We start from the raw sequence: 24,775 nt of genomic DNA, 5'->3' as shown, positions 1-24,775 counted from the left end.
GATCATGGAGTTGAAGGACCACGGCCTGTTGCGCTCGCAGGGCCTGATCGGCGGCCGCTGGCAGGACGCGGCGTCCGGCGGGACAATCGACGTGCTGGACCCTGCCACGCAGGCCATCATCGGCACTGTGCCAGACATGGGCGAAGCCGAGACGCAGGCCGCCATCGCGGCTGCGGGGCGCGCCTTCGCGTCGTGGAAGCGAAAGACGCATGCCGAGCGCGCCGCCATGATCGAGGCCTGGCATGCGCTGATGCTGCAGCACGAGGAGGACCTGGCACGCATCCTCACCGCCGAGCAGGGCAAGCCGCTGCCGGAGGCGCGGGCGGAAATCCGCTACGGCGCCGGCTTCGTGAAATGGTTTGCAGAAGAAGCACGGCGGATCGGCGGCACGACCATCCCCTCGCCGACGCCCGATCGTCGTATCATCGTCTTGAAGGAAGCCGTCGGCGTCTGCGGCATCATCACGCCGTGGAATTTCCCGAACGCGATGATCACCCGCAAGATTGCGCCCGCGCTCGCGGCCGGCTGCACGGTGGTGATCAAGCCCTCGGAGTTCACGCCCTACTCGGCGCTGGCACTGGGCGTGCTCGCCGAGCGCGCCGGCATTCCGGCCGGCGTCATCAACATCGTCACGGGAATGCCGGCCGGAATCGGCAAGGCGCTGCTGGCGAGCGAGGTCGTGCGCAAGATCTCCTTCACGGGATCGACGAAGGTCGGCGCGCTCCTGATGCGCGGCGCGGCCGACAGCATCAAGCGGTTGAGCCTCGAGCTCGGCGGCAACGCGCCCTTCATCGTTTTCGACGACGCGGACCTCGACCTCGCCATCGAGGGCGTCGTCGCCTCGAAATTCCGCAACGGCGGCCAGACCTGCGTGTGCGCCAACCGCATCCTGGTCCAGGCGGGTGTGTACGACGCCTTCGCCGAACGGCTCGCGAGCCGCGTGAAGGCCATGAAGGTCGGCCCGGGCACCGCCGAAGGCGTGGCCATCGGTCCGATGATCAATCGTGCGGCGATCGACAAGATCGAGCGGCATGTTGCCGATGCCAAGGCGAAGGGCGGCCGGATCCTCGCGGAAAGCGCCGACATGCCCTCCGGCGCACAATATGCCCGTCCGGTCGTGATCGGCGACGCGACCACGGAGATGCTGCTCGCGTCCGAGGAAACGTTCGGCCCAGTCGCACCGCTGTTCCGCTTCAGCACCGAGGAGGAAGCCATCGCGATCGCTAATGGCACGCCCTTCGGTCTCGCCGCCTATTTCTACACCGAGGGGCTGTCGCGCGCCTGGCGCGTCGGCGAGGCGCTGGAATTCGGGATGGTCGGTCTCAACACCGGCGCCATCTCCACCGAGGTCGCGCCGTTCGGCGGCGTCAAGCAGTCCGGTCTCGGGCGCGAGGGCTCCTCCCTCGGCATCGAAGAATATCTCGAAGTGAAGACGTTCCACATCGCGGGCCTCAGGCCGAGCGCCTGACGCCCCGCTCGCATCCTGGAGGGCGCCCCGCCCCCTCCAGCTCGGCCGCATCGCGACGAGCACGGATGCTTGCCCATCACAGGAGAAGTCCCATGCTGCCGAACTCGCTGGTCGAACTGGATCGCGCCCATCTCATCCACCCCGTGGCGTCCTATCGCGGCCATGAGCAGGCCGGCGTCCGCGTGCTGAAGACCGGCCGCGGCGCCACCGTCACCGACGCCGCCGGCCGCGAGCTGATCGACGGCTTCGCCGGCCTCTGGTGTGTCAACGCCGGCTACGGCCAGGACAAGATCATCGAGGCGGCGACCCGCCAGCTGCGCGAGCTGCCCTATGCGACCGGCTATTTCGGGCTCGGCTCGGAGCCGGCGATCCGGCTCGCCGCGGCACTGGCCGAACGGGCGCCCGGCGATCTCAACCACATCTACTTCACGCTCGGCGGATCGGATGCGGTGGATTCGACCGTGCGCTTCATCCGCTTCTACTATCACGCCCTGGGCAAGCCCCAGAAGGATCAGTTCATCTCGGTGATGCAGGGCTATCACGGATCGTCGACCACGGGCGCGGGCCTGACGGCGCTTCCGGCCTTCCATGCCGGCTTCGGCGTGCCGTTCGACTGGCAGCACAAGATCCCCTCTCATTACAGCTACCGCAACCCGGTTGGCAGCGATCCGCAGGAGATCATCAAGGCGTCGGTTGCGGCGCTGCGTGCCAAGGTGCAGGAGCTGGGGCCGGAGCGCGTCGCCGCCTTCTATGTCGAGCCGATCCAGGGATCGGGCGGCGTGCTGGTGCCGCCGTCGGGCTGGCTCAAGGCCATGCGGGATACCTGCCGAGAGCTGGACATCCTGTTCGTGGCCGACGAGGTGATCACCGGCTTCGGACGCACCGGTCCGCTATTCGCCTGCGAGGACGACGGCATTGTTCCCGATCTGATGACGGTCGCCAAGGGACTGACCTCGGGCTATTGCCCGATGGGCGCGGTGTTCCTCTCCGACCGCGTCTATGAAACGATTGCCGATGGCGCCGGAGCGTCTGCGGTCGGACACGGCTATACCTATTCCGCCCACCCTGTCAGCGCGGCCGTCGGGCTCGCCTGCCTCGATCTCTATGAGAACGGGCTCCTGGAGAATGGCCGCCGCGTCGGACAGCGGCTGATGGCCGGGCTGCGCGGTCTTGCGGATCATCCTCTCGTCGGTGAGGTGCGCGGGCGCGGCATGCTTGCGGCGGTGGAGCTCGTCACGAACAAGGAGAAGAAGACGCCGCTTCCGGCGGCGGCCGAGCCAGGACGGCGCATCTTCGACCGCGCCTGGGACAACGGCCTTGTCGTGCGCGCCTTTCCAAACGGCGTCCTCGGCTATGCGCCGCCGCTCTGTTGTACGGATGACGACATCGACCGCATCATCGATCGCACCCGCCGCACATTGGACGAGACGCTCGCCGATGCTGATGTGCGAGAGGCCATGACCGGCTGAACTCATGCAAGGCTGAATCATTCGCCGTCGTCCCAGACGATCCCTGGGACGACGGCGAAAGATGAAGCGCGACGCCTCGCCGCGCACTGTCCAACGTCGCGTTCGGCGCTGCAGCTCAGTTGAACGAGTGGCTGGCCAAGCCATAGACGATCGGGTTGCCCGCAACCTCGTTCAGGAACGGGCGTCCCTTCCACATGGACGTGACGGCCTCGCCAGCGGCGAGCCCGCTGCGGGTGAGAAATTCAGCAAAGGCGCCTTGCGAGCGTGTATCGACGCGGGCGAATCGACCTTGCAGCGCTTCCATATGGACCGCCGCGAGGTGGATGGCATCCGCGTCATTGGACGCGACGATCGGACCGATGACGTGCCCGCGACCGAACTCGCGGCACATGGAGTAGCCGACGATCCGGTCGTGGCGCCGGAGCACGCGCAAGGTCGACACCTCGGCCAAAAGCCTGAGAAGACGCTCCCGATCGACACCAAAGGCGGCCAGATCGAGAGGCATGATCTCGCGGATCGACTCCGCGGTCAGTCCTTCGATCCGACCGTCCAGATGCGGCAGCGAGCGCCCGTCCCACGAAACCTCACCATCGTAGAGCTGAACGACGCCTTCCTTCGTGAAGCCCAGAGAATGGTAGAGTCCATAGGCCGCCTTGGTCGCGTTGAGGCTGAGGCGGCGAGATCCGCATTGAGAGAAGACGTGGTCCATCAGCCAGCGGCCGCCACCCTGCGCCTGCGTGCGCGGCACCGTGATCACGAGGCCGATCGTGGCGAAGTCAGCTCCGTGAGGAAACCACATCGCGCTTCCGAAGACACGCCCGATGCCGTCGACAGCCACGATGCCTTTGCCGGCACGGCGCATGAGCTCGATGTCGTTGGGTCGGTGCGGCCAGCCGACGCTGAGGGTGAGCGCGTGGAGCAGGTTGACATCGACGTCGGCGATGTCCTGCGGAAACAACTCGAAAGATTTGAGGCGGACGGAGTCTTGCATCGTCAGATCGCCTTATCGCCGTCGATGGATGAAGCCAGGAGAGACGTCGGCATACCTGATCATCTCCAAGAAACACACGAAAAACAATCAGGCATGGGCAGCCGGCCCCGATGCGTCAGAGTTCGCCTTCCTTTACATCATTTCCGGCCGCTTGATGCGCGATCCGTCCGAAAAGCGGGTGAGCCGATAGGCATTGATGTCGATGAACGGCGTCTCGTTCATCGCGAGCTCGCTCGCCAGCCGCCCCGCTCCCGGTCCGAGCGCAAAGCCGTGGCCGCTGAAGCCGGTGGCGATGGTCAGACCGCGGACCTCATCCGTGGTGTCCACGACGGGCACGAGGTCCGGCGAGGTGTCGATCAGCCCGGCCCAGGACGCGGCAACCCCGATGCCTTTCAACGCCGGAAAGTCCGACACCAGATTGCGGATGGCCTGATCGACCAGATCCTTCTGCGGGACCGGATCCATGATGCGGATCTTCTCGAATGGCGAAGTCTCGTCGAAATCCCAGCTGCCCCAGGCGTCCGGACCGTTCCAGAGCATGCTGTTGAGCCGGTAGGTCATCTTCTTCCCGATCTTGGCGCGCATCATCTCGCGAAACTTGGTCGCGTAGCGCAAGCCCTGCGGCGCAAGGTTGATGACGCCATGACCCGGCACGGCGATCGTGTAGGAGCCGTCGATGCGCCGCCTCAGCGCGTATCCCGCGCCGTAGACACACGCCGCATCGACGATGTCGGGAGCAGGCGTCGTCCGCAGCGCCGTCCCGTCGATATTGGCCACGGGCAAATCGATCCCGTGCCGGCGCAGAAAGCGCGAGCTCCAGGCGCCGCCCGCCAGCACCACGGCGTCGGCGCGGATCAGCCCGCGCTCCGTCCACACGCCCTTGACCTGACCGTTGGCGATGTCGAGACCGCGCGCGGCGCAGTTCTGGTGCACGAAGGCGCCAAGTGCCTTGGCGCCCTCGGCGATCGCGGGCGCGGCCATGCCCGGCTCCGCGCAACCATCGGTCGGCGACCAGATGCCACCGAGCCATTTGTTGGTGCTGCCCTTCATCCGCTCCTGGGCCTGGGCTGCGGTCAGGCTCTCGTTATGGAAGCCCATGAGCCTGGCCTGCTGGCTCCACTTCTCCCAGCGGGCCAGTTCGCTCGGATCCTGCGTGGCGTAGAGAATGCCGGCGCGGCGGAAGCCGAGGTCGGCGCCGAGCTCGGTGTGCAGCTCGCCCCAGCGCTTCAAGCTGTGCATCGCCAGCGGCAGCTCGTGGAGGTCACGGTTCTGCTGGCGCACCCAGCCCCAGTTGCGGCCCGACTGCTCGCCCGCCACGATGCCCTTCTCGATCAGCGCGACGGACACCTTCTTGCGCGCCAGTTCATAGGCCGTCGACGTGCCGACGATGCCCGCGCCGATCACGACCACATCGACCTGCTTGGGAAAGTCGGCGCTGTTGTGCACCGGCTGAACGACGATGGGCATAGCGAGTGTCTTTCGATCAAAGTGCCGTCGCTGACGGCGCGGTGTATTGAGCTGACCGCCGGCGCTGCGGGGGCGCCGGCAGGCGTCGTGTCCGGCGGCTCTATTTGTGGTCGCCGCGGACGTCGAAGGCGTCGCGCAAGCCGTCGCCGATGAAGTTGAAGCTCGAGACGGCGATGGTGATGGCCGCGCCAGGGATGATGGCGAGCCATGGCGCGCTGCCCAGATAGCGCTGCGCGCCGTCGAGCATGTTTCCCCAGCTCGGCAGCGGCGGCTGGATCCCATAGCCGAGGAAGCTGATATAGGCCTCCATCAGGATGGCGCGCGCGACAGTCAGCGTCGCGGCGACGATGATCGGCCCAATCGCGTTTGGCAGGATCTCGCGAAACATGATGTGCGTCCCGCTGAGGCCGAGCATGCGCCCGGCCTGCACGAACTCGCGTTCGCGCAAGGAGCGGACCTCGGTCTCGACGATGCGCGCCACCTCCATCCAGCTCGTGGCGGCAATGACGACGGTGATCATCATCGCGCTCGGCTTCAGTGCGGCGGCGAGCGCCAGCACCAGAAAGATCGAGGGAAATGACAGGAAGCCGTCAACCGTGCGCATCAGCACCGCGCCGATCCAGCCGCCGCGATAGCCCGCGATCACGCCAACCAGGGTGCCGATGATGGTCGACAGCAGCATGGCGGCGAAGCCCACCGCCAGGGAGATGCGCCCGGCCATGAACAGCCGCGCGGCCATATCGCGCCCGAGCGGATCGGTGCCGAGATAGTGAGACCCGGTCAATGGCGGCGCGAAGCGCGCGCGCAGATCGATGCTGAGCGACGTGTAGGGCAGCAGGCTCGGCCCGATCACGCAGGCCAGCACGAGAAGCACGATCAGCGCCAAGCCGAACAGGGCAAGATGATTGGCCATGAACCGGCGTGTCGTTCGGCCGCGCCACCAAGGCTGCCGGGCGTGATGCGGGGCTGTGGCGCTCGTCATGACGGCGGGTTCCATCTCTGTGGCGGTGGACGACATGGTCAGGCCAGCCGGATGCGAGGATCGACGAGGGCGACGGTGATATCGGCGAGAAGATTGCTCACGATCACGAGAATCGCCGAGAACATCAGCAGCCCCATCACGACCGGATAGTCGCTGTAGCCGAGACTATCGAGGAACAGGCGGCCCATGCCGGGCCAGGTGAAGACCGTCTCGGTCACGAGCGCTCCGGTCAGCACGCTGGGCAGCTGGATGCCCGCCAGCGTGATCATCGGCAGCAGCGCGTTGCCCACGACGTGCTTCATCAGGATGCGCCCCTCGCTCAGGCCTTTGGCGCGGGCTGTATTGACGAAGTCCTGGTGGATGACGTCGAGCGTCGCCGAGCGCATGTAGCGGCTCCAGATGGCGACGTGCACCAGCGCGAGCACGGCGCTCGGCATGATGAGGTGGTGGAGGTAGTCGAGGATCGACTCGTCGCCGACCGTGTACATGTTGCCCGCGGGCAGCCATCCCAGCCGAAGCGAAAACACGTAGATGCCGATCAGCCCGAACCAGAACGTCGGGATCGACAGTGCCACCATGGCGGCCACGGTCGCTGCGTGGTCGAACAGCGAGCCGCGATGCGTCGCGCTGCGAATGCCGATCCAGCCACCGATGGCCACGGCCAGGACGGTGGACGAGCCCATCAGCAGGAAGGTCGCCCAGAGATGGCGGCCAATGACCTGAAGAACCGGAGTCCGGTCGCGAAAGGAATGGCCCCAGTCGCCATGGACCAGCCGGAAGGCCCAGTCGAGGTACTGGACGTAGAGAGGACGGTTGAGACCGAGCTGCTCCTTCAGGCGGGCGAGGTCTTCCTGGGTCATGCTCGAGTCGAGCGAATACTGCGCCAGCGGACCGCCGGGAAAGAGATTCAGGACCGCGAAGCCGATCACGGACACGATCAGCAGCAGGACGAGGCTCTGCAGAAGCCGCTTGAGTAGAAAGCCGCGCATTTTTCGTTATCGCCCATGATGACGGCATCAGAAACAGGGTCCATCCGCCGTCAAGCGGCGGATGGAAAGGACTGTGAAGGTCTTCAGGATTTCCAGGACCAGGAGGCGACGTTCCAGGAGGCGGTGCGCGTGTTGGGATTGAACTTGAAGCCTTCCAGCTTCGATTTGCGCCCGAGGATGTTGGTATAGGAGAACACCGGCAGGAACGGCAGCTCCTCCCGGATGATCCGCTGCACCTGGCTGTAGATCTTGCGACGCTCCTCCTGATCGAAGGTGCTGCGTCCCTGCTTCAGGAGCTCGTCCACCTTCGGATTGGAATACTGCATGACGTTCGACCCCTGGCCGCCGCGGGCCACGCTGGAGGTGGAGGCGAAGCGGTTGGTGACATCGGGATCGGACGCAATCAGGAAGGTGACGCCGGAAAGGCCCGTGTCGAACTGGGACTTCGTCCAGAAGTCGCCCCACATGACGGCAGGCGGCAGGTTCGAGATGGTCATCTCGACGCCGATCTCGCGGAAGATCTGCTGCATGAACTGCTGCATCTGCTCGCGCAGATGATTGCCCGCCGTCGTCGAATTGGCAAAGGACAGGCGCACGCCGCCCTTGGCGCGAATGCCGTCTGCACCGGGCACCCAGCCGGCGTCATCGAGGATCTTGCGCGCGGCATTCAGGTTGAAGTCCTGAACCGGCAAGGTCCGGTCATAGTAATAGGATTGCGGCGGCATGAACGATTCGGTCACGGTGCCGACGCCGTAATAGATGGTATCGATGATCGATTTGCGGTCGAGGGCCGCGTAGAGCGCCTTGCGCACCGCCGGATCCTTGAACTGCGGCCGCTCGAGATTGAAGAAGATCCCCTCGACGGCCGATCCGGCTTCGAGATCGACCGTGCGGCCGGGCAGCTTCTTGGCTTCTTCGTAGTGGTCGGCGGTGATGTAGGCTTGATCCACGAGATCCACGTCGCCGCTCTGGAACTGGGTGTAGAGCACCGTCAGATCCGGGATGTACTTGAAGACGAGCTGATTGATGAACGGCCCCTGTCCGAAGTAGCTCGGATTGGCCACGAGCTCGACTCGATCGCCGGGAACGCGCTGCCCCCATTTGAAGGCGCCGGTGCCGACCGGCGCCTGACCGAAGGCCGTGATGTTCGGATCGGCCTCCTTCTCCAGGAGATGCTTGGGCACGATGAAGGTTTCGGCAAGGAAGGCGAGATAGGGAGCGAAGGCGCTTTCCATCCGCCAGGTGATTTCGGTCGGGGAGACCACTTTCAGGTCGCGGATCAGCGAGTGACCGCCGGTGCGCCAGGCTCGGAACTTCGGATTGACGATGAGCTCCAGCGTAAACTTCACGTCCTCGGCCGTGAACGGCGTGCCGTCGTGCCACTTGACGTCGTCGCGCAGGCGGATGCGCCAGAGCAGACCATCCTTCGAGATGCCGCCGTTCGCCTGGCTCGGCACCTCGGTCGCGAGATTGGGCTGCATCACGCCATTGGGGTCGACGCGGATCAAGGCGTCGAACATCGAGAAGATCACCGCGTCGTCGACCTCGACATGGACCATCAGCGGATTGAAGGTGGTGGGCTCCTGCGAGACGCCGACCACCACGCGGCCCTTGGGCGCCTTCCCCTGCGCGAAGGCTTCGCCGCCTCGAAACTGCGGAGCGACGAAGGTCGCAAGTCCCCCTGCCGCCGTCAGGCGCAGGGCATCACGGCGTGAGTAGCGAGGCCGGGCGCTGGTCGTATCCGTCATGACGTCGTCTCTCCGTTCCAGATTGCGTTACGTTTGTCGGTTGAAGTGCTTGGATCAGGGGCAGGCGAGCGACCGGGTCAGGTCGGCTTCTCACCCGGAATGGCGGCCACGAGTTCGCGCGTGTAGGACGATTGCGGATTGAGGAAGATCTGGGACGGCGGCCCCTGCTCCACGATCCGCCCCTTCTGCATCACCGCGATCTGGTCGCAGATCTGGCTGGCGACGCGCAGATCGTGCGTGATGAAGATCATCGACACGCCCGTCTCACGCTGGATCTGGTCGAGGAGCTTGAGGATCTGCGCCTGGATGGACACGTCGAGGGCGGACACCGCTTCGTCGGCGACGAGCAGCTTGGGCTTGAACATCAGGGCCCGCGCGATGCCGATGCGCTGGCGTTGGCCTCCGGAAAACTCGTGCGGATAACGGTCGAAGGCACCTGCATCGAGACCCACATGTGACAGAAGCTCCTTGGCCTCGGCTTGAGCCTGAGCCCGGGGCATCCCGTGCGCGACCGGCCCCACGGTCAGGATGTGGCCGATCATGGCGCGCGGGTTGAGCGATGCGAAGGGGTCCTGGAAGATCATCTGGATCTTCGGCCGCAGCGGACGAAACTCCGCCTCCGAGAGCGCAGCGATGTCACGGCCCTCGAACAGGATCCTGCCGCCGTCGCAATCCTGCAGCTTGACCAGCAGACGGCCGAGCGAGGACTTGCCCGAGCCGCTTTCGCCGACGATCCCGAGCGTGCGGCCGGGACCGATGTCGAACGAGACGTCCTGCACGGCGGGGACCACGCGCTGGCTGCCCAACAGCGCGCTGCCGCTCCGATAGGTCTTTGACAGCCCCTCGACTTTGAGGATCACGTCCTGCGATCCGCCTGCCACCGATGCACGGTCCTGGCCGGTAAGATTGGGCACAGCCGCGATGAGGCGCTGGGTGTAGGGGTGAGACGGCGACTTCAGCACTTCATTGGCACTGCCCTGCTCGACGATGCGGCCCTTCTCCATGACGACGACGCTGTCGGCGATCTCGGCGACGACTCCGAAGTCATGGGTGATGAACATGACGCTCATCCCCTTCCGCCGCTGAATGTCGCGGATGAGGTGCAGGATCTGCGCCTGGGTGGTCACATCGAGCGCGGTGGTCGGCTCGTCGGCGATCAGCACCTTCGGTTCGAGCGCGAGCGCCATCGCGATCATGACGCGCTGACGCTGTCCGCCCGACAGCCGGAACGGATACTGATCGTACATCAGCTGCGGGTTGGGAAGATTGACCTCCGTCAGCAGCTCGACGACGCGCTTTCGCTGCCAGTCCTTCGTCCCCACGTCATGCGCGGTCAGCACCTCCACAATCTGCTCGCCGACCGTCATCAGCGGGTTGAGGGCCGACAGCGGGTCCTGGAAGATCATCGAGACGACGCGGCCCCGCACCGAGCGCAGCGCTGCAGGTGCGGCGCCGATGATCGCCGTCCCCTCTGGTCCACCGAGCTGAATGGCGCCGGCCGATACCGCGATCTTGCGCGGCAGGAGGCCCATGATGGTGTTGGCCGTGACCGACTTGCCCGAGCCGGATTCACCGACGATGCAAAGGATCTGGCCGTCGAGAAGATCGAACGTGATGTTCTCGACCGCGTGGCGCCGCTCCATGCCCCGCGGCAGATCGACTGTCAGCCCACGAACCGAAAGGGCCGGCGCCACGGTCCCAACGGTGTGCGATTGAGGCATCATCGATTTCTCTCAGCTCGAGCTAATAGATCGTCACAATGATGGGGTAGGAGACCCAAGCCAGGACGGACTGCCTAACTTGAGAGCGTCGCGTGAAGTGGTCGCCGGTCACGACGTCCAACCAGGATTTCGTGGCCCGTTCCGTCAAGTGTTGCGCGTCCATCACCACAAGAAACGCTGAATGGTGCGAGGGGCGCAGCATACTCGTCTGCGGGCCAGGCGCGTTTCGGTATTTTATCCTTCGATCGCTGGATTTTCCCGACTTCGGCGGCGCCGCCACTCGAGTCGTCGGTGGATGTAGTAGTCGGCTACTCCGGCCCGGTCGCCGCCTTCGCAACTGCGTTGCCCAGCAAACCGGCAGCGGCGGCGTATTTGATGAGCAAGAGCGCGACGGCACACGCGACCGCAAGGTCTCGGTTGCGGTGCGAAGCGGTTCATCGCGTTTTAGGCGTCGCGGCCGATCGAAATTGCACGGCTTCGCTTCGGATCCGTACCGTTGATCACGCTCTCGGCCGACGACACATCAGCCAGCGCACGAACCTTCGAGAGCGCTTTCCAGCGCCGCCAGAAACCGGTCGACGTGCTGAGCTTCGCAGGTCAGCGGCGGGCGCACCTTCAGCGCATCCTCGTTTGCTCCGGCCGTGCTGATGAGCACTCCATCATCGCGCAGCACGTTGACGACATCGAGCGTTGTCGCGCGGCGGGCGATCGGCGACATTCCTTCGAACACCATGTCGATCCCGAAGAACAGACCGGCGTGGCATGCCCCACGGGCTCCCGGGAGCGCGGGCTCAGCGCGTCCAGGCCGGACGTCAAGCGCTCGACGCCGCCTCGTGACGATTGGAGACCTTCATGGACAGACGCTCGCCTTCCGGCAGGACGACCTCGGCGCTATGCGCCAGTTGTGAGGACAGCCATTCGATCCGCCCCTGCAGGTATAGTGGCGCGGCAGCCGCCGCCGGAGGCGATCGATGTCGACGACACCTGGCGGCATCGCCCTCACGGCCGAGGGCAGCGTGGAAATACGTCTCAGTGAATGGACTGCCTCTGCGTGACTGTCCTGACGGACTTATCACTCCGGCGCTCGGCATGACCAGGCGAGCGCCGGAGACGATCAGGATCTCATCTAGAGACCGACCACGCCCGGCAGATGAGCGATGTCGGGAATCTCGACATATCCATAGTAAGGGTTGGCCGGCTCATGGCCGCGATTGACCCAGACCTTGTTCTTGATGCCCAGATCATGCGCGGACATCAGGTCGTAGCGGAAGGAAGAGGAGCAGTGCAGGATGTCCTCCGGACCGCAATTCAGCATGTCGAACATGTACTCGAAGGCGCGGAAGTGAGGCTTGTAGGCGCCGGCCTGCTCAGCCGTGTACACCGCATGAAAGGGGGCGCCGAGCTTGGCGACATTGGAGCCGATCTGGGCGTCCATCGAGTTCGTCAGCGTGACCAGGGGGATCTCCTTGGCAACCTTCGCCAGCCCCTCCGGCACGTCGGGATGAGGCCCCCAGCTCGGAACCCGGTCATAGATGTTGCGGGCATCCTCGGGGCGGAACGTGACGCCGTTGCGCTTGCAAGTCCGCTCGAGAGCATTGTGGACGACGGTCGCGTAAGGCTGCCAATGCTTCATCACCTCATCCAGCCGATAGGCTGAGAAGTTCGCAATGAATTTGAGCATCTGCGGCTCGCTCAGCTGCGCGCCGTAGAGGTCGCGAGCCGCCTCCGCCATCTGGAAGTGGATCAGCGTGCCGTGGCAGTCGAAGGTGATGTATTTGGGGCGGAAGCGGGTCATAAGCACTATCCTCGTCGTCGGCGAAGCGAGCCTGGAATGGTGCCATCAAGGTAGGTCGGAACGGTTCGGGCGGATCACCATTTTCCACCGGCATTAAGCAGGATATTTCGTTTCTCCCGTTGGTTTCGGCATAAAGTCATGGGTGGCCGCGGCACTCCGCCGGCTGTTCTTGCTCCGCATCGGCAGCCGAAAGCCGGCGGCCCAACGTCGATCAAAGCGGGAAAAGGGTCTTCAGCGGAAGGTGAGCCCGCACCAAGGGGGACTTCAGGACGACGAAGCTGAAGTACTTGTCGATGCCGACATTCATGTTGCTCAGTCGCTCCATGAGCTCCTGATACTCGCTGATTCCGGCGGTCACCACCTTCAAGAGATAGTCATATCCGCCAGACACGAGATGGCACTCGACCACTTCCTCCACCTTCTCGACCGCAGCCAGGAAGCGGGCGAAGTCGACCTGCTGGTGGTTCTTCAGCGTGACCTCGGTGAAGACGGTAAGCGTCGAGCCGAGCTTGGCCACGTTGATCTGCGCCGAATACCCGGAAATATAGCCTTCGGATTCCAGTTTCTTGACGCGCATCAGGCAAGGGCTCGCCGACAGATTGACCAGCTTCGCGAGCTCGACATTGGTAACCCGACCGTTCTTCTGCAGTTCATGCAGGATCTTGATATCGATGCGGTCGAGCTTCATTGCTGCAATCCGGGCATTCAAGTCTCAGCGAGGGTGATGGCCATAGGAACTCGGCAAGCTAGCACATCGAATGAGGCTGTCGACCACGTTTGTTCCCGCCCTTGTGCGTCTGCATGCCGTGGCGATCCGCGCTGATGTCGACTGATGTGCTGGCGTTACCGGCTGCTGCAGATTGACGGCGACACGACCGACGTCGCTCTTGTGCGTGATCTGGCAGGACAGGATCTTCAGGACCACTCTTCCGCCGATCGCGCGCGCGATCGCTCCCGCCTCCACCGCGCGGTCTCCTGGCAGCCAGGCGTGCTCGCCATCGCCGCGCCCATCGTCCTGGCCTGCCCATCTACGCACTCTACATGAGCCTGCAACAGGTCGAGCCCATAGAAGCCCTCGCCAGCGAGATCGGCGAGCACCTCGTCATATTTGCCCGGTGCAGCAGCGACGCACTCTCGCATTGCTGGAAGAGGAGGCCCACGTCAGGACCCGAAGGAGTGCTGCGGAGGATCCGGGAGCGCGCACGCCCGCATCGCCCGAGCAACCAGGGACAAGCCAAGCCCTCGCCAACAGCATCAATTGATTCGACCCCGGCTGGCTGAGCCGGTTCGTGCGACCGCGATTTTTGCCGCGCATGAGGTCCGCACAGAGTTGATAGATGACGATCGGACAGCGATGTCGTCGCACGCTGCTCAAGCACCCTCTATGCAAGGCATCGGCGCGAGCCGTCGACACGGTCTGCGCCACAATTGGCACCCACCACTTGCCGTCGGCAGGAAAGGCGTAGACGGGGACGCTGCGGCCGTCGGTGAGCCTCTAGGCCCGACAGCCGCCTAGGTTTTCCGGATCTGAACGTCAGTCAGCATGAACCACCTGCGATCCCCGGTGAGTTCGGCCTAAGACCCGGTCCAGACCGGGTTGGGATGGTTCATCCTGTGAAGGGCCGGCAATGATCCCACCCTGTTAATGCATTGTTAAGCAGGCATTTTGGCAGGCTGGGGAATGGCTGCGATGGGGGACTGGCGGAGAGAGTGGGATTCGAACCCACGGTACGGTTTCCCGCACACACGCTTTCCAAGCGTGCGCCTTAAGCCACTCGGCCATCTCTCCGGCGGCCCTCTCTTGGCGGGGTCGGCGGCGTTTTGCAAGCCGGGCGGAGGCTCTCGGGCTAAATTTCCCCCAAATCGCTGATAAAAAACGCCAATTGGGCGGCGCTGGAAGCCCGTTCGGAGGCCGCTCTCGGCCCCCGGGTGGCGGGTGAACCGGCGCTCGCCATGCCACGACCACTGATTTGCGGCCGGCTGCGGCCGCGCCCCAAGATGGACCGCTGCCATGACGCACCCCGCCCTCGCCCGCCTCCTGCTGACCGCTGTGCTGAGCCTCGCCGCGATCGGCGCGGCCCGGGCAGATCAATGCACCCGGCAGGGCGTCGACGTGACCTGCGACGACGGCCGCAAGGGGATCTGGCAGGGCGACGCCATCCTGTGGCCGGACGGGACCAAATCGAGCCTGAAGCCGCATCCGTCCGTCATCGTCGGCAACAAGGCGTCGGTGGTCGTTGGCCCCGGCGTGTTCGTCGGCCAGGGCAACGGCATGGTGCCGATGGACAATCCGAGTTCGCCGAACAAGCTGCGTTGCGCCGTGCTCGACGGCGTCGCCTACTGCCATTGAGCCGACCGCGGCCGGCTGGCCGCGCCGCGATCCGTATCGCCTCAGTGATAGCGGGCGGTCGACGATATCGAGCGGCTGCCGAGGAAGCCCGCCGGCGCGGCAGGCAGAGGTTCGATATCGGCGGCGTCCTGCGCGTCGCCGTCCTGCAGCGCCTCGAGGAAATCCGCAAACCATTGCTGAATCGAATGCCGCCGCAGCTTGGTCATCATGATCTCGTAGCGCATGCGACGCTCGTTGAGCGGCATCGACAGCGCCATCGCGATCGTCCGCGCCATGCCGTCGATGTCGTGCGGATTGACCAGCAAGGCCGCATCGAGCTCGTTGGCGGCGCCCGCGAATTTCGACAGCACCAGTACGCCGGGATCGGCCGGACTCTGCGCCGCCACATACTCCTTGGCGACGAGGTTCATGCCGTCATGCAGCGGCGTCACGACGCCGACCTGGGCACTGCGATAGAGTCCGGCCAGCACGCCCTGGCCATAGCCCTTGTTGAGGTAGCGGATCGGCGTCCAATCGACCTCGCCGTGGCGGCCATTGACCTCGCTGACGAGGCGGGCGACCTCGCTCTGCAAATTGCCATAGGCCTCGATCGATTCGCGCGACGGCGTCGCGATCTGCAGCAACGATGCCGCACGCAACAAGGTCGGATGCATCGCCCACATCCGGTCGAACGCGTTGATGCGATTGACGAGGCCCTTGGAATAGTCGAGCCGGTCGACGCCGATCGCGAGCTTCTCGCCATGCAGGCTGCGACGCAGCCGCGACACGTCCGGATGCGAGGCTGCCTTCGCCGCCTGCTGCGCGAACTTGTCGGCATCGATGCCGATCGGAAACACGGCGAGGCGCGTACGGCCATGCAGTGACCTGACGATGCCGTCGCGCACCTGGAGGCCGAGATCGGCGCGCAGGCAGGCGATGAAATTATCACGATCGTCCTCGGTCTGGAAACCGATGAGATCGTAGGCGAGCATTGCGGTGACGAGATCGCGGTGATTCGGCACGCTGTCGATGACGCTGCGCGCGGGCCACGGCGTGTGCAGGAAGAAGCCGATCGGGCTCTTGACACCGAGCGTACGCAGTTCGGCACCGAGCGACAGGAAGTGATAGTCCTGAATCCAGAACAGCGTGTCCGGCTTCTGGAACCGCAGCAGCGCTCGCGCCACGAAGGCGTTGACCTCGCGATAGGAGCGATAGTCGTCATGCGAGACGCGGATCAGATCGCTGCGCGAATGCAGCGCGGGCCACAGCGCCGAATTGGCGAACCCTTCGTAATAGCCCGCATAATGCGCGGCCGGCAGGTCCAGCAGCGCCAGTGCGCCGCTGCCCAGCTGTTCGATCTGCGCAATCGGTTCCATCTGCGCGCCGTCGCGCACACGGCCGGAGGAACCCACCCAAACTGCCCCGGAATTCTCCACAACGGGCAGCAGAGCTGCCGCAAGTCCGCCGGTCATTGGCTCATTGGCTTTGCCACGGGCCACCCGATTCGAAACCACGACGAGGTTCACAGCTCCCCTCCTGTTGGTCATGTCGGTTAACAACCGTTCATCAATATGGTTCCGGGCCACCCTTTCAACCAATTGAAACCAAATTCAGGCGACCGCGCGGTCTAATCAAAGCGCGGATCAAGTCAGAGCATTTCTAATCAAAGACAATGCATAGCGGTCGCAAACGCCATGCACGGGGAACTAACAAGTGGAACTTCGAGGGATCGCCGCGCTCAGCGCGACATCTTATTAGTTCCGCTTTCGGCAAGGCAGGCCAGGAACGTGCGCACGTCATCCGGAGCGTCGAAATGTCCATCGACGCCGAGCGCGCGACGGCCGACCGAGAACGACAGGCCGGCAAAATCGGGCATGATCGCGAACACCGTCTCATCGGTGACGTCGTCGCCGATGAAGAACGGCTTGCGTCCTTCGAACGGCGCTCGCCGCATCAGTTCGCGCACGCCGCTCGCCTTGGTGAATCCGGCATGCTTGATCTCGCAGACGCTCTTGCCGGGCAGCACCTCGATCGGCGCCCCCGGCAGCTCGGCGCGGATGCGCGACACCTCCTCGTAGATCGCCTTCTCCGCCTGCGGCGCTAGGCGATAATGCAGCGCCAGCGAATAGCCTTTGTCTTCGAGCAGAATGCCGGGACTGAGCTTGGCGATCGCCGCGAGCCGGCGCTTGAGCTCCTTGTCGAGCGGCGGCGCCTTGATGGAATCCGCTTCGTTGCCACCAGCCAGCCGCATCTCGGCGCCATGCCCGCCGACCGCGGGATAGACCTCCGGCGCGAAGATGAGATCGATATCGTTGAGCGACCGGCCCGACACCAGCGCCAGCGCGCCGGAGGTTCGCTGCAGCAGAGTGTTCAGCGTCTCCATCAGCCCCGGCGGCACCCAGACCTCGCGCGGCGTGGGCGCGAGATCGAGCAAGGTGCCGTCGATGTCGAGCAGGATCGCGACGTCTTGCAGATGCGGCACGAGGCTCAGGGGCGTCGGCACGACCTCAGCCGGCTCGGAGACTCCGGATACGATCAGATCGGAATTATCCGCCATCATCACCTACTCCATCACGGCCAGCGGACGCGCGACCTCCTCGAGCGACTTCCGCTCGGCTGCAATCGCATAGCGCCAGGCGACCAGCGCGGCCACCCCCATCAGCGCCGCGCCAAACAAATAGCCGCCGAACACCGCGCCGCGCGCGCCGGAGTCGAGCAGCGCGCCGAACAGCGCCGGTCCGGCGACGCCGCCGATGCCGGTTCCGATCGCATAGAACAGCGCGATTGCGAGCGCGCGAACCTCGAGCGGAAAATTCTCCGACACCGTGAGATAGGCCGCGCTTGCGGCTGGCGACGCGAAGAAGAAGATCACCATCCAGGCCGCCGTCTGCGTCTGCGCGCTCAGGACGCCGATCGAGAACAGATAGCCGGTGAGCGCGAGCAGCGCGCCCGAGACGCCGTAGGTGAAGGTGATCATCGCGCGGCGGCCGAGCGTATCGAACAGACGGCCAAGCAGCAGCGGGCCGAGCACGTTGCCGGCCGCGAACGGCAGAATGTACCATCCGACATGATCGGACTTGATGCCGTAGAAATCGGTCAGCACCAGTGCGAAGGTGAAGAAGATCGCATTGTAGAAGAACGCCTGCGCGATCATCAACGTCAGGCCGACCAGCGAGCGCTGGCGGTAGACCGAGAACAGCGTGCGCGCGACCTCGCCAAGCGGCGTGTGGTCACGCATGCGCAGGCGGATTTTTGGTAGCGTTTTCGCGCGCTCCTCGCGGTCATAGCCGGTGACCTCGCGTTCGATCGAGGCAACGATGTCATGCGCCTCCTCGGGATGGCCGTGAATCATCAGCCAGCGCGGGCTCTCGGGAATCCACATCCGCATCACCAGCACGATCAGACCGAGGCAGGCACCGATGCCATAGGCGAGGCGCCAGCCGACGTCCGGCCCGGCAAAGGCGGGATCGAGCAGCACGATGGCGCCGACCGCGCCAAGGGCCGCGCCGAGCCAGAAGCTGCCATTGATCATCAGATCGGTCCAGCCGCGATAGCGGGCCGGCACCAGTTCCTGGATCGTCGAATTGATCGCCGTGTATTCGCCGCCGATGCCGGCGCCGGTGAGAAAACGAAACAGCGCGTAGGTCGCGACATTCCAGGACAGCGCCGTCGCGGCGGTGGCGGAGAGATAGAGCGCCAGCGTGATGAAGAACAGTTTTCTGCGGCCGATGCGATCGGTGAGCCAGCCGAAGCCGAGCGCGCCGAGCACGGCGCCGGCGAGATAGGCGCTGTTAGCGAGACCGATGTCGAGATTGGAGAAGTGTAGGCTGGAGCTATGCTTCAGCGCGCCGGAGAGCGCGCCGGCGAGCGTGACTTCGAGACCGTCGAGCACCCAGGTGATGCCGAGCGCGAGCACGACGCGGGTGTGGAATGGACTCCAACGGAGGTCATCGAGGCGGGCTGGGATGTTGGTCTCGATGATGCGATCGTCCGCCGGCGGCAGCCGCGCCGCCTCGCTTGACGGCTCTGACGTGATCACACGGAGATGCGGAAACGATGCCTGCCGGGGTGCCATGGAATCCCACTGCGACGGCGCGGGTCGCACCGCATGCTAGACCGGAGAGGGTGGAGCAAATGCGGCAGCGATGTCCTGCCGCTGCGACCCAACGTCCCGGTGAGCTGGGGGTTCCGACGGCGGGGAAAGGAACTCGGCTGCGAACTGCTGGCTGCGGGACGAGACGGCCTCGCGCATGCGGTTCAGCCCGGTACCGCTCCACCCACCGCTGTCGTCCCGGGCAAGCCCGATGACGCAAAGCGTCAGCGGGCGCCGACCCGGGACCCATACCGCCTAGTGCTCGAATAGGGCATGCGATTGATACCACCCGCCCCAAGTCTGACACGGCGTATGGATCCCGGCGTTCGCCGGGATGACAGCGGGGGATTTGGCGGCGCGTTCTGCAGCCACGAGCTCCGGGAAGACACCCGAGCGCAGCGCGCCTCACGCGGCGCGGATGTTCGCCATGAAGCGGTTGAGCTCTTCGCGCAGCCTTGCGCTCTCTGACGACAGCGACTGGGCGGAGCGCAGCACTTCCTCCGAGGCTTCGCCGGTCTGGGTGGCGCCGCGATTGACCTGGGTAATATCGGTCGCCGCGGCCTGCGTGCCGGCGGCGACGCCCTGCACGTTCTTCGCGATCTCCTGCGTCGCCCCGTCCTGCTGCTCGACAGCAGTGGCGATCGACGAGGCGATGGTCGATATCTGCCGGATGGTGCCGCCGATCTGCTTGATCGCCGCAACCGACTCCTGGGTCGCCGCCTGCATGCCGGAGATGTGGTTGGAGATATCGTCGGTAGCCTTGGCGGTCTGCTCGGCTAGCGACTTGACCTCGGAGGCAACCACCGCGAAGCCGCGGCCAGCATCGCCGGCGCGGGCGGCCTCGATGGTGGCGTTGAGGGCCAAGAGGTTGGTCTGCTCGGCAATCGCGGTAATCAGCTTGACGACGTCACCAATCTCTTGGGCGGCGCGCGACAGCTTGCCGATGCGGCCGTCGGTCTCCTCAGCCTGCGCTACCGCGGATTCCGCGATACGGTTGGACTCGCGAACCTGGCGGCCGATCTCGTTGACCGACGCCGACAGCTCGTCGGTGGCGCTTGCCACCGATTGGATGCGCCCGGAGGCCTGATCGGAGGTGCCGCTGACCCGGCTGGCCAGCGTCTGGGTGGTCTCGGCCGTCCGCGTCAGGGTCGAGGCAGCGTGCTCGAGCTGCTGCGCCGAGGTCGAGACGTTGGACACGATCGAGCCCACGGCGGCCTCGAATTCGTCGGCGAAGCGAATCAGCTCGGCGCGGCGCGCGGCGCCGGCGGCCTTGTTCTGGGCGTCCTGCGTCGCCGCGTCGCGTTCGGCCTTGGCGACGGCCTGGACCTTGAACTCCTCCACCGCGGCCGCCATCTCGCCGATCTCGTCGGCGCGGCCGAGGCCGGGCAGCTTGACGTCGAAATTGCCCGAGGCGAGCTCGCGCATCGCCTTGCACATCGAGATCATCGGCTTGGAAATGCCGTTGCCGAGCATCAGCGCCAGCGCGGCGCCGAGCGTGAGGCCGCCGATCGCGAGCATCGCAATCAGCCGCTCGATGTCGCTGATCGTGGCATTGGCGGCGGCCTCGATGCGCTGCTGGTCGGCGGCAACATCGGACTTGAGGCCGTTCGATAGCGACAGGATCTCGGTGCCGTTGGCCGCCATCTCCTGCTCGAGCTTGGCCAGTTGCTTGGTGTTCTCCGACAGCTTGATGAAGGCGGCGCGGTATTGCTTGATCAGGTCGCCGAGCTCGGTGACCCGCTGGGTGATCTTCTCGTCATTGGCATAGATCGTGACCAGCGACGTCTCCAGGAAGCGCGTTCGCGCAATGGCGCCATCCGCCGTCTTGGGGTCCGGCTTTGCGATGAAGGTGCCGACCAGTGCGGACGCCGTCAGATATTGGCCCGTCAGGTCCTTGGCCGTGGTCTGTACCGTGGGCAGGCCGGCGAGCGCGGCCGTATCGGCGAGGTCGTCGAACTTAAAGCGGATCTTGTTGCCGATGATCCCGATCTGGTCGGTCGCGAGCTTCGCGTTCTCCCGGGTCAGGGCGACAATGTCGGAGAAGATCTTGGCAAAGGCCTGGAACTGCGCCTGGAGCTTGCTGACCTGCGTCCGCCGCGCCGGCCCGGTGGCCGCCATCGACTTCTCGATGGCGGCTTGGAGTGCCTGCTGGGCGGCCGCGGCGGCGGCCTCGTCCTCAGCCTTTCCGGTCAAGGCGAAATGGCGGGCAAGCGCCTGATAGGACACCAGCTCGCGGTCGATATTGCGGGCGGCATCGGCTTCGGCAACGCTGCCGCGATACGTCGCGACCGCGCCGGCGACCTGCTCGAAACCGAGATAGGAGAAGCCGATGCTGACGGCGGAGATCGCCAGCACCACGGCGAAGCCGAGCACGATCTTGCCACGAAAGCGAAGGGTCAGAAAATTGGCACGCCGCGACTGCGGCGCAAATTGCGCAGACATTCCCACCCCCGACAGCTCATTCTTTATCTTGGCCCAGAACAGCCCGCCCGGCGGCACGCACCGAAGCGTGATCAAAACTACGTCACAATGGCTAAGGCACGGTAAATGATCGGCATTGGCATACAGCCTGCAGTCGCGGCGCCGGCCGGCGAGCGGACGCGCCCGTGGCTGCCGGCCGACCGTCGCCGCCTTCCCTGGCAGGACAGATGCGACCGAATCGCCGTTGTCACGCGCACGACGTCGCAATGACATCTCAGACGAAAATTCGAGTTGCAAAGTTCTGAGGGCGCTGTTTCTAATCAGAATAAGAATAATTCATCGGGAGGTTACTCGTGTCGACAGTCAAATTGACGGTGAACGGCAAGGCGGTCTCGGCTGAGGTCGAGGATCGCACGCTGCTCGTGCATCTGTTGCGGGATCATCTGAATCTCACCGGCACCCATGTCGGCTGCGACACCAGCCAGTGCGGCGCCTGCGTCGTCCATATCGACGGCCGGGCCGTGAAGTCCTGCACCGTGCTGGCCGGCCAGGCCGCCGGCGCCAACGTCACCACCATCGAAGGCATCGCCAAGGGCGACGAACTGCACCCGATGCAGGCCGCCTTCCGCGACAATCACGGCCTGCAATGCGGCTATTGCACGCCGGGCATGATCATGTCCGCAATCGATATTGTGCACCGCCACGGAGGCCATCTCGACGAGGCCACGGTGCGCGAGGAGCTGGAAGGCAACATCTGCCGCTGCACCGGCTATCACAACATCGTCAAGGCCGTGCTCGACGCCGCGGGCCGCATGAAGGTCGCCCAGGCCGCCGAATAACAAAGGCAGCCGTCGGCTTTCGACGTCTTTCAATCAATACCGAGACCACGACCGCTGCGCGCGCTGGCCGCGGCGGGACAACAAACTCCGGTAGGGGAGAGATTCGCATGGGTATGGAAGGCATTGGCGCAAGCGTCGTCCGCAAGGAGGACAAGCGTTTCATCACCGGCAAGGGCCGGTATGTCGACGACATCAAGCTTCTGGGCATGACCTATGCCCATTTCATCCGCAGCCCGCATGCCCACGCCAAGGTCAAGAGCATCGACGCCTCGGCCGCCGAGGCGATGCCGGGCGTGGTCGCGGTGCTGACCGGCAAGCAGATCGTCGACGACAAGGTCGGCAACCTGATCTGCGGCTGGGCCATCACCTCCAAGGACGGCTCGCCGATGAAGATGGGCGCATGGCCGGCGATGGCGCCGGAGACCGTGCGCTTCGTCGGCCAGGCCGTGGCGGTGGTGATCGCCGACAGCAAGAATCTCGCGCGTGACGCCGCCGAGGCCGTGGTGGTCGAGTATGAGGAGCTGCCGGCGGTGGCCGACATGCCCTCGGCGCTGAAGCCCGGCGCGCCGCAGCTGCACCCCGAGGCTCCCGGCAACGTCGTCTATGACTGGCATATCGGCGACGAAGCTGCTGTCGGTGCGGCCTTCTCCAAGGCCGCTCACGTCGTCAGCCTGGAGCTGACCAACAACCGGCTGGCGCCGAACGCGATGGAGCCGCGCGCGGCGATCGCCGATTACGACACGGCCGAGGAGCACTTCACGCTCTACACCACGTCGCAGAACCCGCACGTCGCCCGCCTCGTGCTGTCGGCGTTCTACAACATCGCACCCGAGCACAAGCTGCGCGTGATCGCGCCCGACGTCGGCGGCGGCTTCGGCTCCAAGATCTTCATCTATCCCGAAGAGATGGTGGCGCTGTGGGCCTCGAAGAAGGTCGGCCGTCCGGTCAAGTGGACCGGCGATCGCACCGAGGCGTTCCTGACCGACGCACACGGTCGCGACCACATCTCCAAGGCCGAGATGGCGTTCGACGCCGACCACAAGATGCTCGGCCTGCGGGTCAAGACCCACGCCAATTTCGGCGCCTACATGTCGCTGTTCTCGTCGTCGGTGCCGACCTATCTGTACGCGACGCTGCTGTCGGGCCAGTACAACATCCCGGCGATCTATGCCGAGGTGATGGGCGTCTACACCAACACGACGCCGGTCGATGCCTATCGCGGCGCGGGCCGCCCTGAGGCGAGCTATCTGCTCGAGCGGCTGGTCGAGACCGCGGCGCGGCAGTTCAAGATGGATCCGGCGGAGCTGCGGCGGAAGAACTTCATCACCCAGTTCCCGCACCAGACCCCGGTGATCATGGCCTACGACACCGGCGACTTCAACGCCTCGCTCGACGCGGCGATGAAGGCGATCGACTATGCCGGCTTCCCCGCCCGCAAGGCGGCCGCCAAGGCGCAGGGCAAGCTGCGCGGCATCGGCCTGTCCTGCTACATCGAGGCCTGCGGCATCGCGCCGTCGAAGGCGGTGGGCAGCCTCGGCGCCGGCGTCGGCCTGTGGGAATCGGCCGAGATCCGCGTCAATCCGGTCGGCACCATCGAGGTGCTCACCGGATCGCACAGCCACGGCCAAGGCCATGAGACGACCTTCTGCCAGCTGATCGCCGACCGCCTGGGCGTGCCGATCAGCCAGGTCTCGATCGTCCATGGAGACACCGACAAGGTGCAGTTCGGCATGGGCACCTACGGCTCGCGCTCCGCGGCCGTCGGTCTCACCGCGATCCTGAAGGCGATGGAGAAGGTCGAGGCCAAGGCCAAGAAGATCGCGGCGCATGCGCTCGAGGCCTCCGAAGGCGACATCGTCATCGAGAACGGCGAGTTCAAGGTGACCGGCACCGACAAGTCGATCGCGCTGCCGATGGTCGCGCTCGCCGCCTACACCGCGCACAACCTGCCCGACGGGATGGAGCCCGGATTGAAGGAGAGCGCCTTCTACGATCCGACCAACTTCACCTTCCCGGCCGGCACCTATATCTGCGAGCTCGAGGTCGACCAGGCCACCGGCAAGACGTCGTTCGTCAACTTCGTCGCGGCGGACGATTTCGGCCGGCTGATCAACCCGATGATCGTCGAGGGCCAGGTCCATGGCGGACTCGTCCAGGGCATCGGCCAGGCACTGCTGGAGCATGCCGTCTATGACGGCAACGGCCAGCCGGTCACCGCGTCCTTCATGGACTACGCGATGCCGCGCGCCGACGATGTGCCGTCGTTCAAGCTGAGCCACACCACGACCTTGTGCCCGGGCAATCCGCTCGGCGTGAAGGGCTGCGGCGAAGCCGGCGCGATCGGCGCCTCGGCGGCCGTGATCAACGCGATCACGGATGCGATCGGCAACAACAAGCTCGAAATGCCGGCGACCCCGGACCGCGTCTGGCACGCGATCCACGGCAACGCCTGATCGAACGGGA

Annotated in this window: 19 protein-coding genes and 1 tRNA gene; 5 read left to right on the top strand and 15 right to left on the bottom strand. The window is 65.1% G+C overall.

The window, feature by feature from the left end:
* Position 1: 1 nt before the first annotated feature.
* The gene (locus ACQR0Z_RS02390) at positions 2–1,468 is read left to right on the top strand and encodes an NAD-dependent succinate-semialdehyde dehydrogenase (RefSeq protein WP_434918005.1); all 1,467 of its coding nucleotides are present in this window, start codon (positions 2–4) and stop codon (positions 1,466–1,468) included.
* Between the two features lie 92 nt (positions 1,469–1,560).
* Positions 1,561–2,937, top strand: coding sequence for an aspartate aminotransferase family protein (locus ACQR0Z_RS02385; protein ID WP_434917569.1), 1,377 nt, complete (start codon positions 1,561–1,563; stop codon positions 2,935–2,937).
* A 115-nt stretch (positions 2,938–3,052) separates the two neighbouring features.
* Here the strand turns inward: ACQR0Z_RS02385 and ACQR0Z_RS02380 are convergent, their stop codons facing one another.
* From ACQR0Z_RS02380 to ACQR0Z_RS02330, 11 genes are all read right to left on the bottom strand, one after another.
* On the bottom strand, positions 3,053–3,928 hold the full coding sequence (locus tag ACQR0Z_RS02380; protein WP_434917568.1) for a GNAT family N-acetyltransferase: 876 nt from the start codon (positions 3,926–3,928) through the stop codon (positions 3,053–3,055).
* Between the two features lie 132 nt (positions 3,929–4,060).
* A complete protein-coding gene (locus tag ACQR0Z_RS02375; protein ID WP_434917567.1) occupies positions 4,061–5,395 on the bottom strand; it encodes an NAD(P)/FAD-dependent oxidoreductase in 1,335 nt (444 codons plus the stop codon).
* A gap of 100 nt (positions 5,396–5,495) precedes the next feature.
* Entirely contained in the window at positions 5,496–6,377 is an 882-nt protein-coding gene (locus ACQR0Z_RS02370) for an ABC transporter permease (protein WP_434917566.1), read from the bottom strand.
* A gap of 38 nt (positions 6,378–6,415) precedes the next feature.
* On the bottom strand, positions 6,416–7,366 hold the full coding sequence (locus tag ACQR0Z_RS02365; RefSeq protein WP_434860094.1) for an ABC transporter permease: 951 nt from the start codon (positions 7,364–7,366) through the stop codon (positions 6,416–6,418).
* A gap of 83 nt (positions 7,367–7,449) precedes the next feature.
* Positions 7,450–9,114 (bottom strand): peptide ABC transporter substrate-binding protein, encoded by a 1,665-nt coding sequence (locus tag ACQR0Z_RS02360; RefSeq protein WP_434917565.1) that lies wholly within the window; start codon positions 9,112–9,114, stop codon positions 7,450–7,452.
* A gap of 77 nt (positions 9,115–9,191) precedes the next feature.
* The gene (locus tag ACQR0Z_RS02355) at positions 9,192–10,838 is read right to left on the bottom strand and encodes an ABC transporter ATP-binding protein (protein WP_434917564.1); all 1,647 of its coding nucleotides are present in this window, start codon (positions 10,836–10,838) and stop codon (positions 9,192–9,194) included.
* Between the two features lie 520 nt (positions 10,839–11,358).
* Positions 11,359–11,568: a hypothetical protein gene (locus ACQR0Z_RS02350; RefSeq protein ID WP_434860091.1), complete on the bottom strand. Its 210-nt coding sequence runs from the start codon at positions 11,566–11,568 to the stop codon at positions 11,359–11,361.
* Between the two features lie 393 nt (positions 11,569–11,961).
* Positions 11,962–12,630, bottom strand: a complete 669-nt coding sequence (locus ACQR0Z_RS02345) for a haloacid dehalogenase type II (protein ID WP_434860090.1) — start codon at positions 12,628–12,630, stop codon at positions 11,962–11,964.
* A 211-nt stretch (positions 12,631–12,841) separates the two neighbouring features.
* Positions 12,842–13,318, bottom strand: coding sequence for an Lrp/AsnC family transcriptional regulator (locus ACQR0Z_RS02340; protein WP_434860089.1), 477 nt, complete (start codon positions 13,316–13,318; stop codon positions 12,842–12,844).
* A gap of 24 nt (positions 13,319–13,342) precedes the next feature.
* A complete protein-coding gene (locus ACQR0Z_RS02335) occupies positions 13,343–13,555 on the bottom strand; it encodes a hypothetical protein (protein ID WP_434918004.1) in 213 nt (70 codons plus the stop codon).
* Positions 13,556–14,329: 774 nt separating this feature from the next.
* Positions 14,330–14,419: transfer RNA gene (locus ACQR0Z_RS02330), tRNA-Ser, on the bottom strand.
* A gap of 222 nt (positions 14,420–14,641) precedes the next feature.
* Between ACQR0Z_RS02330 and ACQR0Z_RS02325 the strand changes: the two genes are divergently transcribed.
* Positions 14,642–14,980, top strand: a complete 339-nt coding sequence (locus tag ACQR0Z_RS02325; protein WP_434876133.1) for a hypothetical protein — start codon at positions 14,642–14,644, stop codon at positions 14,978–14,980.
* 41 nt (positions 14,981–15,021) lie between these two features.
* Here the strand turns inward: ACQR0Z_RS02325 and ACQR0Z_RS02320 are convergent, their stop codons facing one another.
* The 4 genes from ACQR0Z_RS02320 to ACQR0Z_RS02305 form a co-directional block, all read right to left on the bottom strand.
* A complete protein-coding gene (locus tag ACQR0Z_RS02320; RefSeq protein ID WP_434917563.1) occupies positions 15,022–16,485 on the bottom strand; it encodes a trehalose-6-phosphate synthase in 1,464 nt (487 codons plus the stop codon).
* Positions 16,486–16,697: 212 nt separating this feature from the next.
* Positions 16,698–17,519, bottom strand: coding sequence for a trehalose-phosphatase (gene otsB, locus ACQR0Z_RS02315; RefSeq protein ID WP_434917562.1), 822 nt, complete (start codon positions 17,517–17,519; stop codon positions 16,698–16,700).
* A 3-nt stretch (positions 17,520–17,522) separates the two neighbouring features.
* Entirely contained in the window at positions 17,523–19,034 is a 1,512-nt protein-coding gene (locus tag ACQR0Z_RS02310) for an MFS transporter (protein ID WP_434917561.1), read from the bottom strand.
* Positions 19,035–19,457: 423 nt separating this feature from the next.
* A complete protein-coding gene (locus ACQR0Z_RS02305; protein ID WP_434876137.1) occupies positions 19,458–21,494 on the bottom strand; it encodes a methyl-accepting chemotaxis protein in 2,037 nt (678 codons plus the stop codon).
* A gap of 332 nt (positions 21,495–21,826) precedes the next feature.
* On the opposite strand from ACQR0Z_RS02305, the gene ACQR0Z_RS02300 reads away from it, so the two are divergent.
* Positions 21,827–22,312 carry a (2Fe-2S)-binding protein gene (locus ACQR0Z_RS02300; RefSeq protein WP_012030407.1) on the top strand — a complete coding sequence of 162 codons (486 nt, stop codon included), beginning with the start codon at positions 21,827–21,829 and terminating at the stop codon, positions 22,310–22,312.
* A 107-nt stretch (positions 22,313–22,419) separates the two neighbouring features.
* Positions 22,420–24,765, top strand: coding sequence for a xanthine dehydrogenase family protein molybdopterin-binding subunit (locus ACQR0Z_RS02295; RefSeq protein WP_434917560.1), 2,346 nt, complete (start codon positions 22,420–22,422; stop codon positions 24,763–24,765).
* Positions 24,766–24,775 lie beyond the last annotated feature (10 nt).

The organism is Bradyrhizobium sp. HKCCYLS3077, from assembly GCF_051167555.1.
Lineage (GTDB): Bacteria > Pseudomonadota > Alphaproteobacteria > Rhizobiales > Xanthobacteraceae > Bradyrhizobium.
This window is presented reverse-complemented; position numbering and strand designations above follow the sequence as displayed.